Origin of the sequence: Sphingomonas sp. (assembly GCF_004799495.1) — a bacterium.
In the GTDB taxonomy this organism is placed as follows: Bacteria; Pseudomonadota; Alphaproteobacteria; order Sphingomonadales; family Sphingomonadaceae; genus Sphingomonas.
In genome coordinates, this window is sequence record NZ_SSMY01000008.1 from 79,614 (window position 1) to 94,061 (window position 14,448).

General features: G+C 68.1%; 12 protein-coding genes. 5 read left to right on the top strand and 7 right to left on the bottom strand.

What is annotated here, in order from left to right; genetic code table 11:
• The first annotated feature begins 71 nt into the window (after window positions 1-71).
• Window positions 72-1,454, top strand: coding sequence for a hypothetical protein (locus tag E7773_RS08270; protein ID WP_293990133.1), 1,383 nt, complete (start codon window positions 72-74; stop codon window positions 1,452-1,454).
• Entirely contained in the window at window positions 1,454-2,152 is a 699-nt protein-coding gene (locus E7773_RS08275; RefSeq protein ID WP_293990135.1) for a DJ-1/PfpI family protein, read from the top strand. Before E7773_RS08270 ends, E7773_RS08275 begins: the two co-directional genes overlap by 1 nt.
• Here E7773_RS08275 and E7773_RS08280 read toward each other — a convergent pair.
• On the bottom strand, window positions 2,139-2,768 hold the full coding sequence (locus E7773_RS08280; protein ID WP_293990137.1) for a DedA family protein: 630 nt from the start codon (window positions 2,766-2,768) through the stop codon (window positions 2,139-2,141). The two genes, E7773_RS08275 and E7773_RS08280, sit on opposite strands and share 14 nt — an antisense overlap.
• 119 nt (window positions 2,769-2,887) lie before the next feature.
• On the opposite strand from E7773_RS08280, the gene E7773_RS08285 reads away from it, so the two are divergent.
• Window positions 2,888-3,628, top strand: a complete 741-nt coding sequence (locus tag E7773_RS08285; protein ID WP_293990139.1) for a hypothetical protein — start codon at window positions 2,888-2,890, stop codon at window positions 3,626-3,628.
• Between the two features lie 23 nt (window positions 3,629-3,651).
• Window positions 3,652-4,089: a hypothetical protein gene (locus tag E7773_RS08290; protein ID WP_293990141.1), complete on the top strand. Its 438-nt coding sequence runs from the start codon at window positions 3,652-3,654 to the stop codon at window positions 4,087-4,089.
• A 3-nt stretch (window positions 4,090-4,092) separates the two neighbouring features.
• Here E7773_RS08290 and E7773_RS08295 read toward each other — a convergent pair whose 3' ends face one another.
• Genes E7773_RS08295 through E7773_RS08305 form a run of 3 tightly spaced genes read right to left on the bottom strand, consistent with a single transcriptional unit; the run spans window position 4,093 to window position 8,134 of the window.
• Window positions 4,093-5,478, bottom strand: coding sequence for a UdgX family uracil-DNA binding protein (locus E7773_RS08295; RefSeq protein ID WP_293990143.1), 1,386 nt, complete (start codon window positions 5,476-5,478; stop codon window positions 4,093-4,095).
• A 32-nt stretch (window positions 5,479-5,510) separates the two neighbouring features.
• Window positions 5,511-6,755, bottom strand: a complete 1,245-nt coding sequence (locus E7773_RS08300) for a putative DNA modification/repair radical SAM protein (RefSeq protein ID WP_293990145.1) — start codon at window positions 6,753-6,755, stop codon at window positions 5,511-5,513.
• A 44-nt stretch (window positions 6,756-6,799) separates the two neighbouring features.
• Window positions 6,800-8,134, bottom strand: coding sequence for a peptide MFS transporter (locus E7773_RS08305; RefSeq protein ID WP_293990147.1), 1,335 nt, complete (start codon window positions 8,132-8,134; stop codon window positions 6,800-6,802).
• A 65-nt stretch (window positions 8,135-8,199) separates the two neighbouring features.
• Between E7773_RS08305 and E7773_RS08310 the strand changes: the two genes are divergently transcribed.
• A complete protein-coding gene (locus tag E7773_RS08310) occupies window positions 8,200-9,654 on the top strand; it encodes an oligopeptide:H+ symporter (protein WP_293990149.1) in 1,455 nt (484 codons plus the stop codon).
• On the opposite strand, the gene E7773_RS08315 is transcribed toward E7773_RS08310, so the two are convergent.
• The 3 genes from E7773_RS08315 to E7773_RS08325 are packed head-to-tail and all read right to left on the bottom strand — an operon-like array spanning window position 9,655 to window position 14,409.
• The gene (locus tag E7773_RS08315) at window positions 9,655-13,053 is read right to left on the bottom strand and encodes an AAA family ATPase (protein ID WP_293990151.1); all 3,399 of its coding nucleotides are present in this window, start codon (window positions 13,051-13,053) and stop codon (window positions 9,655-9,657) included.
• A 27-nt stretch (window positions 13,054-13,080) separates the two neighbouring features.
• Window positions 13,081-13,818, bottom strand: coding sequence for a thioredoxin domain-containing protein (locus E7773_RS08320; RefSeq protein ID WP_293990152.1), 738 nt, complete (start codon window positions 13,816-13,818; stop codon window positions 13,081-13,083).
• A gap of 30 nt (window positions 13,819-13,848) precedes the next feature.
• Window positions 13,849-14,409 (bottom strand): DciA family protein, encoded by a 561-nt coding sequence (locus E7773_RS08325; protein ID WP_293990153.1) that lies wholly within the window; start codon window positions 14,407-14,409, stop codon window positions 13,849-13,851.
• Window positions 14,410-14,448: the final 39 nt, after the last annotated feature.

A 14,448-nucleotide genomic window follows, 5' to 3' on the forward strand; every position in this document is an offset into this window, starting at 1 on the left:
GTCCGGATTGCGTCGCTGCGCTCGCAAAAGCGACTTACTCGCCGTATAGGCAGCCGGTCTGCGGGGGATCGATGGCCAGCCTTTTCACCAAACCCCGCTTGTTGCTCTTCGCCCTGGTCTGGCTGTCCTGCGCCTGGTTCGGGTCGTGGGCGCTCAACCCCAATAATTCGACGCGGATGTTCGCCGCGATCGCGCTGGTCGAGCACCACAGCGCGGAGATCGATGAATATCGCGACCTGACGATCGACAAGGCCGAGTTCGGTGGGCACGTCTATCTCGACAAGGCGCCGGGGATGACCCTGCTCGCGCTCCCCGCCACCGCGATCGCCGAACGGGTCTCGACCAAGCCGCCGCTGCCCCCGACCGTGTGGGACAAACCGTTCGAGCAGTGGGTGACGGTGCACCTGCGGCTGGCGGTCGCTCTAGTCAGCGCCTTGCTGACCGCGCTCGCGGCGGTGGCGCTCTACGACCTCGGCCTACGCACCAGCGGCAGCGCGGGCGGCGCCTTGTTCGCGAGCCTCGCTTTCGCGCTTGGCACACCAATGTGGGGCTGGTCGACCACCCTGTTCGGGCATGCGCCGGTCGCCGATTTGTTCGTGATCGCGGTCTGGGCACTGTGGCGAAGCGACGGACGCTTTCGGTTCGCGGGCATAGCCGGCGCCGCGCTGGGGCTGGCGGTGCTGATCGAGTTTCAGGCGGTGCTCGCCGGATCGGTGATCGCGCTGTGGGGCGCGTTCAGGCTGCGCAAGCCCCGTCCGCTGATCGCCGCAGCGCTGGCCGGCGCGGCGGTGCTGCTGGTTCCGCTAATCGGCTACAACATGCTCGCGTTCGGCACGCCGTTCCGGCTCGGCTACCAGGGCGTGAGCGGCTTCCCCGGCATGAACGAAGGGCTGTTCGGGCTGACCAGCCCCAAGTTCGCGGCACTGTCGGAGATCATCGTCGGCTTGCGCCGCGGCATCCTGTGGGTCGCGCCCGTCCTGCTCCTGACCCCGTTCGGATTGTGGCAGTTGGCGCGGCGCGAGCGTGGCCTCGCGCTGACGGCGGCGAGCGCGGCGGTCGTCGTGCTGCTGGTCAACGCGGCGTACGTCTATTGGGACGGCGGCCATTCGACCGGGCCGCGCCATTCGGTCCCCGCGATCGGGTTGCTCGCGATCGGGCTCGCGACCTTCTGGGCGAACCGAATCTATTGGTGGGAGCGCGCGTTCGCCGCCGCGATCCTCTGTGTGTCGATCGCGATCAACCTCGCCATCGCCGCCGCCAACATCACCGCACCCGACACCTATGCCTTCCCGCTCTGGGACCCAATCCTCAAGACCGACTGGGCGGGCGGGACCTTACGCACGCTGCCGAGCGATTTCCTCGGCTGGACGCCGTTCGCCGGCGTCGCGCTCTACCTCGTCCTCGCGATCCCGCTCGCCGTGCTGCTCGTGCGCGCGCAACCGAAGGAAGCCTGATGACCAGCGTCCCCGCGATCCATATCGGCTTCGTGCTGTTTCCCGACATGACGCAGCTCGACTTCACCGGCCCCGCGCAAGTGCTGACGCGGATGGGCAATACGAGCATCGAACTGGTTGCGAAATCGCTCGATCCTGTTTCGACCGACGCCGGCTTCACGCTCCAGCCGACCGCGACCTTCGCCACCGCGCGGATGCCCGACATCTTGTTCGTCCCCGGCGGGTTCGGCGTCGTACCGGCGATGGAAGACGAGGCGACGGTCGCTTGGGTGCGGCAGGCGGGCGAGCAAGCGCAATGGGTCACCGCGGTGTGCACCGGTGCGTTGCTGCTTGGCGCCGCGGGATTACTCAAAGGCTATCGCGCGACGACGCATTGGGCATCGCACCGCAACCTCGCCTTGTTCGGCGCGGAGCCAGTCCATGCGCGTTACGTCTTCGACCGCAACCGCGTGACCGGCGGCGGGGTGACCGCGGGGATCGACTTCGGGCTCGCCCTGGTCGCGGCGATCCGTGGCGACGATCACGCCAAGTTCGTCCAGCTGAGCATCGAGTACGACCCGCAGCCGCCGTTCGATTCCGGCTCCCCCGACAAGGTTGAGCCCGCGATCCTCGAACGCTATAAGGCGATGGTCGCGCGCCTCGCCAGCGATCGCGACGCGCGGACGCGCGCCGTGGCCGAGAAGCTCAACCCTTCCTGATCGCCTTGACGCGGTGCCAGATGTAGAAGGCGGCGCCCGCGACGAGCACCACGACGACCACCGCCTCGACCGAATGGAACGCGGCGCGCAGCCGCGGGTCGGTGTCCCACGCCTTGCCGAGCTTCATCCCCGCCCAAGCAAGCGCGAAACACCACGGCCACGACCCCAGCGTGGTGAACAGGTGGAACTTCGCCCGGTTCATCCGCGCGATTCCGGCGGGGAAGGCGACGAAGCTCCGCACGATCGGCAGCAACCGCCCGATCAGCGCGGCGACACTTCCCCAGCGCGCGAAGAAGCGCTCGGCCGCGTCGACATGCGGCGCGTCGATCAGCAGGTAGCGGCCATAGCGCAGGATCAGTGGCCGCCCCCCGCGCTTGCCGATCTCGTACGCGATGCCCGCGCCGATATTCTCGCCGACCGCCCCCGCGGTCGCCGCGGCGATCAGGCTGAACTTGCCCTGCGCGACCAGGAAGCCGGCGAACGGCATGATCAGTTCGGACGGGATCGCGATTCCCATGCTGGTCATCGCCATCAGCAATACGATGCCGGGATAGCCGAGCGCGGAGATGACGGCGCTGACCACGCCGACCAGCCAGGCGAGAATGTTCTGGATCATGGGCACGCGCGATGCGGGAGCGCGTGGCGGGGGTCAAGCGGTCATCCTTAACCCTCATGTTTCAACGATTCTTCAGGGTTGATCGGACAAGGCTCCTGCCGGGATTGCGGGGATCGGCGATGATCGGGCGGGGCATTTTCACGGGATTGCTGGTGCTGGCGCTCACCGGGTGCGGCAACGGGTATTCGCATATCGTCGACAAGCCGCAGGCCGACGTCGTGGCCGCGCTCGAGGATCTCGACATCACCCAGCAGCCGGGCAATCCGGGCACCGACCCCAGCGCGTCGGGCGGCGTGAAGCCCGAGATCCGGCTCGAAAAGGCCGCCGACCACATGACGTGGTGGGTGATGAGCGGCGACAAGGTCGCGATCACGATGACCGCCAATTTCGAGCCGCTCGACGGCGGCGCACGCACGCGTGTGACGACCAGCGTCGTGCGCGGCGATGCGCCCGACGAGCGCGTCTCGCCCGCGTTCCAGTCGACCGGGATCGCCTCGGGGCTGTTTTCGGTCGCGGTCGACGAAGAGCTCGACAAGATGACCGCGCCACCCGCCGCCAGCGCCAAAACGTGCAACGCGCTGATGGAGCGGTTCCGCGACGAGAATCTCGCCAACCCCGACTTGCAAGGCCGGCCCGACGGCTTCGCTCAGGGCATATCCCAGGGCGTCAAAGCGATGGCGCGGCTGCGGCAGATGCAAGCCGAAGCGCGAGCGCGCGGCTGTTCGATCTATGGCAGCGGCAAGTTTACCGAGGTCAAGGAAGAGATGCGTCCGGCCGACGACGGCACGCCGATCGACGTGCCGCGCCCGCGCGAAACCGACACGGCGGACACGTCGGGCGACGGCATCCCCGATAATTGATCGCGCAGACCAGGAGAATGACGATGCGTAAATTGCTGGCTCTGGCCGTACTCTCGGGCGCCACGCTGACCGGCTGCGGCGAGCATCTGGTGGCGCAACAGGTGATCGAGCGCGATCCCGTGCTGCTCTATAACGCGTTGTCGAACGCGGTCAGCGAGATTCAGAGCAAGGTCGACGCAAACAAGGCTGAGATCGCGCGCGCCAAGGTGCCGGTGCAATTTTCGTCGGACAAGGTCGACGGCAAGATGATCCATGTCCGGATCGCGGCGGCGGGCCATGTGCGCGAGATGACCGTATGGATCGAACCGGGGCCCAACGCCGCCCAGACCCTGCTCAAGGCCGACGTGCCGTCGGATGCTCCGACCAACAACGGCACCGACCTGTTCAGCCGGGTCAAATCGACGATTACCGCCGATGGCGATCTGGTCGACGAAGTGCTCCGCAGCACCGAGCAATCGTAAGCGTCAGATCGCGGCCGCCGCGGCGCGCAGGTCGGCGACGAACTTTGCATATTCCTCGTGCCGCGCCGCTTCGTCGGGGAGGCGAAGGAGATAGCTCGGGTGAACAGTGATCCACGCCGCGCCGCCGCCGTCGGGTAGCTCGATCACGCGCCCGCGCTCGCGCGAGATCGTCACCGTCTTGCCCAACAGACTGCGCGCCGCGCTCGCGCCGAGCGCCACCGTCATCTTCGGTTTCACCAGCGCGAGTTCCTGGTCGATCCACCGGCGGCACGCGGTGATCTCCCCCGCGTCGGGCTTCGAGTGAATCCGGCGCTTGCCGCGCAGCTCGTATTTGAAATGCTTGACCGCGTTGGTGACGTAGACGCGGGCGCGATCGACCCCGGCTTCGCCCAATGCGCGGTCGAACATCTGGCCGGCCGGGCCGACGAACGGATGGCCCGACAGATCCTCCTGATCGCCGGGCTGTTCGCCGACGAACATCATCTCGGCGTCGACCGGCCCTTCGCCGAACACCGTCTGCGTCGCGTGTTTGTAGAGGTGGCAGCGCGTGCATCCCATTGCCTCCTCGCGCAACACCGCCCACGCCGCCGCGATATTGCTGCCGGGCACGATCTTGGCCTTTGCGGTCGTCACCATCTCGCTCTCCCGCGCCTGTGCGCTCGCGATCAACTGCGGCACCAACGCGGTTTCGGGCATGTTTTTCCAATATTTGCGCGGCATCTCTTTCAGCATCGCGCCGACCTTGACTCGCGCCGGATTGAAGATCGATGCGTAATAAGTCTTCCACACTGCCTCGACCGGGTCACCGTCGGGGGCGTCGGCCTTCGATGCGCCCGGCCCTTCGGTGAGCCGCTTGCCGTCCCAATGGATCGTGACGTCGGGGGTCAGGATCGACCAGCGCATCGACGCGAAACGGTTGACGAAGAAGGCGGCGTTGGCGCGGACGATGTGAAATTCGGGCTCGAACCACGCGATGTAGCGCGTGCCGCCGTCATCACTCATTTCGCGAAAGCGTACGAACGCGCGCATCTTATGGATGTCGCGGCGGACCGCCTTGGCGAAGCCTTCGAGCCGGCAGACGAGCGGATCGGCCTGATCGTCCATCAGCTTGGGATGATCGCGCAGCCGCACCAGCAAGGTGTGGAGCAACGCGAACCGCTCGCGGTCGCTGTGCAGGATCGCGTTGCGCGCGAGGTCGATGAACGGGCGGGGCACCGAGAACGCGCCTTCGCGCGGCGGCTGGTGCGTCATGCCAACGAACAATTCGCCCGGCCCGTCGCCGACCTGCCACACGACCTGCGCGGGCGGGATATGGTCGAGCACCAGCCCGCGCACCGCATCGCGCCAGCCGTCGAAATCGTCCTCGGCATCGAGCGTCACCACGCGCATCGCGGATCAACCCGCCAGCGGTCGCGCCGGTTTCACCCGAACAATTCCATCTGCCCGACCTTCGGCGCGACGAGCGCGCGCACATCGAGCTTGTCGGCCAGCGCAACCGGGCGCCAGTCGCTCGCGATCAGGAACGGGCGCACCTTGTTTAGGCTGACGGTCAGCCGCCCGACATCGGCCAGCGCCAGCCGCCGCCAGCGCCGCGCGGCGATGATCCGGTCGACCGCGCGCGTCCCCAGCCCCGGCACGCGGAGCAGCATTTCGCGCGGTGCGCGGTTGACGTCGACCGGAAACGACGCGCGATGCTTGAGCGCCCAGGCGAGCTTCGGGTCGATGTCGAGCGGCATCATGCCGGTGTCGTCGGTGGCGTCGGCGACTTCCTGCGGGCTGAACTCATAGAAGCGCATCAGCCAGTCGGACTGGTACAGTCGATGCTCGCGCATCAGCGGCGGACGTTTCAGCGGCAGCACCGCGCTCGCGTCGGGAATCGGCGAGAAGGCCGAATAATAGACGCGCCTGAGACCGAACTTGCCGTACAGCCCCGCCGCTTTCGACACGATGTCTCGGTCGGTCGCGGCGTCGGCGCCGACGATCATCTGGGTCGATTGCCCCGCAGGCGCGAAACGCGGCGCGGATTTGTAGCGCTTCTTCGCGTCCTTGGTGTCGAGAATGTCGGCCTTGGTCGCCGCCATCGCGCCCTCGATCTGCGCTTCCGACTTTTCCGGCGCGAGCCGCTTGAGCCCGCTCGCGGTCGGCAGCTCGACGTTGATCGACAGCCGGTCGGCGTACAGCCCCGCCTGGTGCACCAGCTCGGGATCGGCGTCGGGGATCGTCTTCAGGTGGATGTAGCCGCGAAAATCGTGATCCTCGCGCAAGCTCCGCGCGACCTCGACGATCTGCTCCATCGTGTAGTTCGACGACCCGATGATCCCCGACGAGAGAAACAGGCCTTCGACATAATTGCGGCGGTAGAAAGCGAGCGTCAGCTCGACGACTTCCTGGGCCGTGAACCGCGCGCGGCGGACGTTCGAGCTCTTGCGGTTGATGCAATAATGGCAGTCGAAAATGCAGCTGTTGGTCAGCAGGATCTTGAGCAGCGAAATGCACCGGCCATCGGGCGCGTAGGCGTGGCAGATCCCCATTCCGGCGTCGGTCGACCCGATCCCCTTGCCGTCCCGCGACGTGCGTTTGACCGAGCCGGACGACGCGCAACTGGCATCGTACTTGGCGGCGTCGGCGAGAATTTCGAGTTTCTGGCGGGTGTCGAGCTGGGCCACTCGTTCCTTTTATGTTCTCATGCCCGCCGAGTCACTGATTTGCGTCAGTCTCGGGCTTCGAGCGCACGGATCAGCGGGCGGGAGAGCGCGAGAACGATCAATCCGCCGACGATCCCGATCGCTGCGTCTATTGACCAGAACGCCGCCGGGCTCATCTGGTCATAGAAGCTGCCGACCCAGCCAGCGATCACGCTCCCCGCGAAGAACGACAGGAACATGCCGCCCATCATCGTCGCGTTGAGCTTGGGCGGTGCCGCCTGGCTGATCAGCGCGAGCAGCACCGGCCAATAATAGAGGAACGCGACACCCATCCCGAACCAGCCGGCCAGCGCCCACACCACGCCGGTCTTGCCGTCGGCACTGGGCATCAATGCGCCGGCGACGAGCAACAGCGCCGACAGCCCGGTGTACAGCGATCCCAGCCCGATCTTGGTCACGTCGTGCGGCTCGCGCCCGCGCTTCGCCTGCCACGCCCAGAGCGCAACAAGCGGCGGCACCGCGACGATGCTGGCCAGCGCGTCAACCGAATTGAACCACGATGCCGGTACGCCGCCGAGCGCCACATGCTGGTCGACCCACAATGTGCCGATGCTCCAGATCATCGGATACGCGACGTTGGGAAACAGTGTAAACGCCGCGACCAGCATCAGCAACGCGACTCGCTTGCGCTCGGCCGGCGTCAGCGGCGGGTAGTCGACCTGGGTCGCGCGCGCGGCGCGGCCGCCCGGCACGTGCCGCTGCCCGGCGAGATAGATGACGAGCGCGAGCAGCATCAGCCCCGCCGCCGCGCCGAACCCGACATGCCAGCCATACGCCGCCGCCAGCCCGCCGCACGTCAGCGGCCCGAGCACCGCATCGACGTTGATGCCCGCCGAAAAGATCGTGTAGCCCTGCGTCCGCAAACTCTCCGCGGCTTGCGGATAAACCCGCCCGACCTGTGCCGAGATATTGCCCTTCAGGCACCCCGACCCACAGATCAACAAGACAAGCGCGAGCAGAAAGCTCGCGTCGAAGGTCATCGCCAGATGCCCGCCCGCCATCAACAGCGCGCCGAGCACCACCGTCGCCTTCGTTCCCAACCAGCGGTCGGCAATCAGCCCGCCCAGGATCGGGGTGAAATAGACGAGGCCGCCGTACCAGCCGTAGATCAGCGAGGCGAACGCGACGTCGCTGATCGGCCCCCGCCATTCGAACACATGGCGCAGGCTCGCCAGCCCGACGACATGCTCGGCATGGCCCGGCAGAAATAGCTGCTGCACCATATACAGCGTCAACAGCGCGGTCATGCCGTAATAGCTGAACCGCTCCCACGTCTCGGTGAAGGCGAGGTAATAGAGGCCGTCCGGATGGCCGAAGAGGCCGGTCTTCTGGTCGGTCATGCTGCCCTTCCCCCGCCGATCCGCGATGGCTAGGCTGGATATCGGTCGAGGGAAAGGGCGCGCGTATGACGATCGAGGAACCGGACGCGGGGCCGAAGCCGGTCGATGTCCCCAGCAAGCGCGAGTTTCTCGGCCACCCCTATGGCCTGCCCGTCATCGCGGGCACCGAGGCGTTCGAGCGGTTCAGCTATTACGGCATGCAGACCCTGCTCGTGCTCTATATGGTCAAGGTGCTGCTGCTCCCCGGCCACGTCGAGAATGTCGCGGGGTTCGGCTGGTTCGGCGGCGTGCTCGCGCGCATCTACGGCGCGGCGCCGACGACACAGGCGCTGTCGTCGCACATCTTCGGCGCGTACACCGCGCTGGTCTATATGACGCCGATCCTCGGCGGGATCGTCGCCGATCGCTGGCTCGGCAAGACGCGGACGATCACGCTCGGCGCGCTCCTCATGACCGCGGGCCATTTCATGATGGCGTTCGAGGCATCGTTCCTGCTCGCGTTGCTATTCCTCGTGCTCGGGGTTGGCTGCCTCAAGGGCAATCTCGCGAGCCAGGTCGGCGAGCTCTATGGACCCGGCGACAACCGCACCGCCGACGCATTCCAGATCTATTATCTCGGGATCAGCTTCGGCGCCTTCTTCGCGCCGCTCGTGTGCAGCTCGCTCGCGGACAATATCGCCTGGCATTGGGGGTTCGGCGCCGCCGGGGTCGGCATGCTGATCGGGCTGATCGTCTATTGGAGCGGCCGGCGCCATTTGCCGCCCGATCTCCCCTCCCGCTTGCGGGAGGGGCCGGGGGTGGGCCTGTCCGATCGCAACGTTAAAACAGGCCCACCCCTAACCCCTCCCGCAAGCGGGAGGGGAATGACACCGCGCGACTGGAAGGTGCTCGCGCTGCTCATCGCGATGATCCCGGTGCTGGCGATGGCGGCGCTCGGCAACCAGCAATTCTTCAACGCGTATCTAGTGTGGGCCGACCGGTCCTACGAATTCATGCTGTTCGGGCACCGCATGCCGACCGGTTTTCTGGTCTCGTTCGATTCGATCACCGGCTTCTTCACGATGGCCGGCGCGGTGATCTTCTGGCGCTGGTACGGCAAGCACCATCGCGAGCCCGACGAGCTGGCAAAGATGGTGATCGGGTGCCTCATCTCATCGTCGGCGTTCATCCTGGTCGCGATCGTCGCCAGCCACCAGGCCGCGACCGGCGGCAAGATCCCGCTGTGGGTGGCGCTGATCGTCAACACGCTCAACAATCTGGGGTTCGCGAACTTCTTCCCGGTCAGCCTCGCGCTCTATTCGCGCGCCGCGCCGCGCGCGATCGCGGCGACGATGATCGGCATCTATTATCTGTTCCTGTTCCTCGCCAATCTGCTGGTCGGGCTGGTCGGCGGGTGGCTCGATACGATGCCGGCGGGGCAGTTCTGGGGGATACATGTGGCCGCGGTGCTGGGCGGGGCGGCGATATTCTTCGTGATCCGGCTGATGTTCGGGAAATTGTTCGAGCCGGAGGCGGCGTGATCATTCGGCGGCGAGCAGCGTTTCGGCACCCCCCAGGTCGACCGACACCAGTCGGCTGACCCCGCGCTCGATCATCGTCACGCCGAACAGGCGATGCATGCGGCTCATCGTGACGGCGTTATGGGTGACGATCAGGTAGCGGGTCTTCGTCTCCGCACACATCCGGTCGAGTAAGTCGCAGAAGCGCTCGATATTGGCGTCGTCGAGCGGCGCGTCGACCTCATCGAGCACGCAGATCGGCGCGGGGTTGGTCAAGAACAGCCCGAAGATCAGCGCGACCGCGGTCAGCGCCTGCTCGCCGCCCGATAACAAGGTCAGCGACTGGAGCTTCTTGCCCGGGGGCTGCGCCATGATCTCGAGTCCCGCTTCGAGCGGATCGTCCGAATCGACCAGTTCGAGCCGCGCCGCCCCGCCGTTGAACAAGGTCGAGAACAGTCGCTGGAAATGTCCGTTGACCGCCTCGAACGCGGCGAGCAGCCGTTGCCGGCCCTCGCGGTTGAGCGTGCCGATCGACCCGCGCAACTGGTTGACCGCCTGCCCCAATTCGTCGCGCTCCGCCGCCGCGTCGAGCCGCGCCGAATCGAGCTCGGCCAGTTCGGTCTCGGCGACCAGGTTGACCGGGCCGATCCGCTCGCGGTCGACCAGCAACTTGTCGTGGCCGATCGATTCGTCCTGCGGATCGCCGACCTTTTCGATATCGAACCCGATCCGTTCGCCGAGCAGCGGTGGCGGGCAGGCGAAGCGCTCACCCGACAGCCTAGTCATCTCGATCCGGCGCAGGTCCTGGTTTTCGGCGCGTGCGGCAGCCCCGGCGCGAGCTTCGCGCGCGAGGCTCAGCGCTTCGGCGGCGGCGTGTGCGGTTTCGTCAACGGTGCGAACCCGGCCTTCCGCTTCACGCTCGGCGAGCGCGGCGGTATCAGCGGCAGTACGCAGGTCAGCATGGCCGGTTTCGCTCGCGGCGATCTGCGCGGCGAGCGCGGCGGGGCGAGCCTCGGCGGCCCCGGCCTCGTCGGCCAGTTGCGCCTCGCGCTTGGTCATGTCGGCGATGCGCTTGGCCGCCTCGCCGGCGCGGGCCTTCCACCCCTTCGCTTCGGCGTCGGCGGCGGCGAGGCGCTCGCGGTCGGCGGCGATCGCGCGATCGACCTGCGCACGGTCGGCCCGCGCGTTCGAGGCATTTGCGCGGCGCGCCTCGGCCTCGGTCTGCAACTGCGCGACCTCGACCCGCGTGTTCGCCCCGTTGGGAAGCGCGGCGCGCGCTACCTCGGCCCGCTTCAATTCGGCATCCGCCTCGGCCAGTTCGGCAGCGAGGCGGCGGGTACGCGTGTCGAGATCGGCGCGCTGCGCCTCGATCCGTTCGAGCGAAGCGGCGGCGCGATCCTCCGCTCGCGCCGCATCGCGCGCGGCGGTGTCGGCGCGTTCGAGCGAAGCGCGCGCCGCCGCCGCGTCGGCGCGCGCCGCGGCGATCCGGCGCTCGGCATCGTCGAGCTGACCGTTGGCCTTGTCGACCGCGCCCTGCGCCGCCGGGCGCTGCTTGTTGAGGGCGGCTGCCCGATTGACGCGTTCGAGCTGCGCCGCCGCCGCCGCGCCGCCCGACTTGGCGACATAGCCGTCCCAGCGCCGCAGCATCCCCGCCAATGTCACCAGCCGCTGCCCGACCGCGAGCGGCTGGCCATTATCGGCGTCGGCCACCAGCACCTGCGCCAGCCGTCTCGCCAACGCCGCGGGCGCCTCGACATGATCGCCGAGCCGCGCCAACCCGTCGCTCGACGGGTCGCCCGGCTGCGGCTCCGCCCCCGCCCAATAGCGGTCGGCCTTGGCGTCCAAGCCGGTTTCGAGATCGTCGCCGAGTGCCGCGGCGAGCGCGCGCTCGTATCCCGGCGCAGCGCGGACATGGTCGAGCAAGCGGTCGCGCCCGCCGCTCCGCGTCGCCTTTTCGAGCGCGAGCAATTCGCTTTCGATCGCGGCGAGCTCGGCCTTGGCGCTCGCCCGCGCACCCTCGGCGGCATCGCGCGCTTCCTGCGCGGAGCGTTCGTCGGCGTCGGCCCGCGTGCGCGCGGCGCGCGCCGTCTCCGCCGAATCGAGAGCGTCGCTCCGCGCCTTCGCCGCCCGTGCCCGCTCGTCGCGCAACGGTCCGGCATCGGCGAGCGCCGCCGCTTCGTGCGTCAGGCTCGCCTGGTCGCGCAACGCGCGGTCGTGGCGCGCCTTGGCCGCTGCCGTCGCGGCCTCGGCGACGCGCGCATCGGCGAGCTCGGCGGCCTGCCGGCTCATCGCTTGCGCGAGCGCGACATCGGCATCGCGCGCCGCGCGCTCGGCCTCGGCGAGCGTCGCGTCGAGCGCGGGGAGCCGCGCTGCGGCATCGTCGGCGCGCTGGGTCAGCGTCTTGGTCTCCGTATCAAGCCGCGCCAGCGCCTCGGCCGCGTCGACCGCCAGCGCGCCTTCGCGCGTGCGGTCCTCGGCGATCCGCCCGCGCTGGTCGGCCAGTTCGACGATCCGCCGTTCCGCCGCCGCGTGCTCAGCGCGCATCCCGGCAAGCGCATGCGCCGCTTCCGACGCCGCCTCGCGCGCCGCGAGACTCGCCGATCGCGCCTCGGCCAGCGCGGCCGTCGCGGCCTGCTGATGCGCCGCCGCCGCGCGCTGCATCTCGGCCGCCGCCGCGACCTTTTCCTCGCAACTCGCGGCTTCGGCCTTGGCCGCATCCGCTGCCGCCGCCGCGTCGCGCCAGCGCGCGAAGATCATCCGGGCTTCGGCGATGCGAATCTTGTCGGACAGCTCGCGATAGCGCTCGGCCTGCCGCGCCTGCCGCCTGAGCGCGTTGGCGCGCGCTTCTTGGTCCGACATGATCTCGTCGAGCCGCGTCAGATTGGCTTCGGTCGCGCGCAGCTTCTGCTCGGCGTCCTTGCGACGGACGTGGAGTCCCGCGATCCCCGCCGCTTCCTCGAGCATCGCGCGCCGCTCGGCGGGCTTGGCGGCGATCACCGCGCCGATCCGCCCCTGGCTGACCAGCGCCGGTGAATGCGCCCCCGTCGCGGCGTCGGCGAACAGCAGCGCGACGTCCTTCGCGCGCACGTCGCGCCCGTCGATCCGGTACGCGCTGCCCGCGCCCCGCTCGATCCGCCGCACCACTTCGGTCTCGCCGCCTTCGATCTCGGCGAGGATCGACACTTCGGCGAAATCGCGCGCCGGGCGGTTGTCGGTGCCCGCGAAGATGACGTCGTCCATCCCCGATCCGCGCATCGACTTCGGGCTGTTCTCGCCCATCGTCCAGCGCAACGCCTCGAGCAGGTTCGACTTGCCACAGCCGTTGGGCCCGACCACGCCGGTAAGCCCCGGCTCGATCCTGAGATCGGCCGCGTCGACGAAGCTCTTGAACCCCGACAGGCGGAGGCGTTTTATCTGCACGGCGAACCCCCCGGCGCCGTCACGCGATCAGGCGCCTTGCGCCTTGAGCGCCGCCTCCAACCCCTTCCAGTCGGCGACGTTGGGCACGATATTGCCGTTGATGAAGAAGGTCGGGGTGCCGCCGACGCCCTTGTTCTTCGACGCGTCCTCCATGACCTTGGTGATCTCGTCGAACGCCGCCTGATCGTTGAGGCAGGCGCGCGCCTTGTCCTCGGGAATGCCCCGCGCCTTCACGAAGTCGACATAACCGAGATAGTCGCCCCACGCCTTGGCGACGTCGAGCGGTTTGGCGTTCTGCATCTTGGCGAACAACGCATTGCCCTCGGGCGATGTCATCTTCGCCTCGATCGGCTCCTGGTTGATGTACATCTGTTCGAGCAGCGGGAAGAACGTCGCCGGGCCGGCGCAGCGGCCGAGCAGCGCCGGCGCGAAATCAGGCTGGCCGTGGACCAGGAACTCGCGGAATTCCCAGCTCACCTTGCCGGTCGCAACGTAATTCTGTTCGAGCGGCTGCGTCCCCTCGCGCCCGAACAGCCCGCACACCGGGCAGGTGCGCGATCCGTATTCGACCAATTTGATCGGCGCATTGGGGTTGCCCATGCGGAAACCCCCTTCGGGCGTCTTGACCACCGTTTCGAGCCAGTTGGTCCCGGCGGGCGGCTTCACCGGCGCGATCGGCGCGGCGGTATTCCCGGTTCCGCTATTGCTGCCGCACGCGGTGACGATCAGCAGCGGCAGGATGGCGAGGGCGGCACGAAACTTCATCGGGGGAACTCCATCGAACGAAAAGGGAAATCAGCTGATCTTGCCGGCGACGACGAGCGACGCGAGTTCATCGCCGACGATCGGCGGGCCGCGCGTCGCGGCGACGCCGGCGGCGAGCGCGGACAACACCGCGCGCAATTCGGGATCGGCGATCGCGCGAAGGCCGTCGCCGAGCGCGGCGGGCGGCTCGATCGGTTTGAGGCTGGGCGGCGCGACGCGCGACGAGCGCGGGGCGACATTGCCCTGTTTGAGCACTAGGCGGCCGACTGCGGCATAGCCGAAGAAGCGATTGACGCGCTCGACGATCTCGGGCGCGATATGCTGCATCATCGGCGCGTGCGCGCCCTTGACCGCGACGGTCAGCACGCCGTCGGCCTTTTTCCCCGGCGGAAATCGGATCGATTCGGGCGACGACACGCCGGCATATTTCGCCCCGACGATCTCCGCCCAGCGCGTGACGATCCCCGACTGGACGAAGCCGTAGCGCTTGAACGCCGCGCCGCCGACCGAGGGCAGCAGATCGGCGACCGCGCGCGCCGGGCCGCCGCGCGGGCGCTCGTACGGAGGTTTGGGGGTTGCGCGCTTGCTCATCGCTTCATCCATGCCATAGCCGGGGCGTGGCCGCCAAGC

Coding starts and splice junctions, on each gene's coding strand:
- E7773_RS08270 (WP_293990133.1), top strand. CDS start 72: ATGGCCAGCCTTTTCACCAAACCCCGCTTGTTGCTCTTCGCCCTGGTC.
- E7773_RS08275 (WP_293990135.1), top strand. CDS start 1,454: ATGACCAGCGTCCCCGCGATCCATATCGGCTTCGTGCTGTTTCCCGAC.
- E7773_RS08280 (WP_293990137.1), bottom strand. CDS start 2,768: ATGATCCAGAACATTCTCGCCTGGCTGGTCGGCGTGGTCAGCGCCGTC.
- E7773_RS08285 (WP_293990139.1), top strand. CDS start 2,888: ATGATCGGGCGGGGCATTTTCACGGGATTGCTGGTGCTGGCGCTCACC.
- E7773_RS08290 (WP_293990141.1), top strand. CDS start 3,652: ATGCGTAAATTGCTGGCTCTGGCCGTACTCTCGGGCGCCACGCTGACC.
- E7773_RS08295 (WP_293990143.1), bottom strand. CDS start 5,478: ATGCGCGTGGTGACGCTCGATGCCGAGGACGATTTCGACGGCTGGCGC.
- E7773_RS08305 (WP_293990147.1), bottom strand. CDS start 8,134: ATGACCGACCAGAAGACCGGCCTCTTCGGCCATCCGGACGGCCTCTAT.
- E7773_RS08310 (WP_293990149.1), top strand. CDS start 8,200: ATGACGATCGAGGAACCGGACGCGGGGCCGAAGCCGGTCGATGTCCCC.
- E7773_RS08320 (WP_293990152.1), bottom strand. CDS start 13,818: ATGAAGTTTCGTGCCGCCCTCGCCATCCTGCCGCTGCTGATCGTCACC.
- E7773_RS08325 (WP_293990153.1), bottom strand. CDS start 14,409: ATGAGCAAGCGCGCAACCCCCAAACCTCCGTACGAGCGCCCGCGCGGC.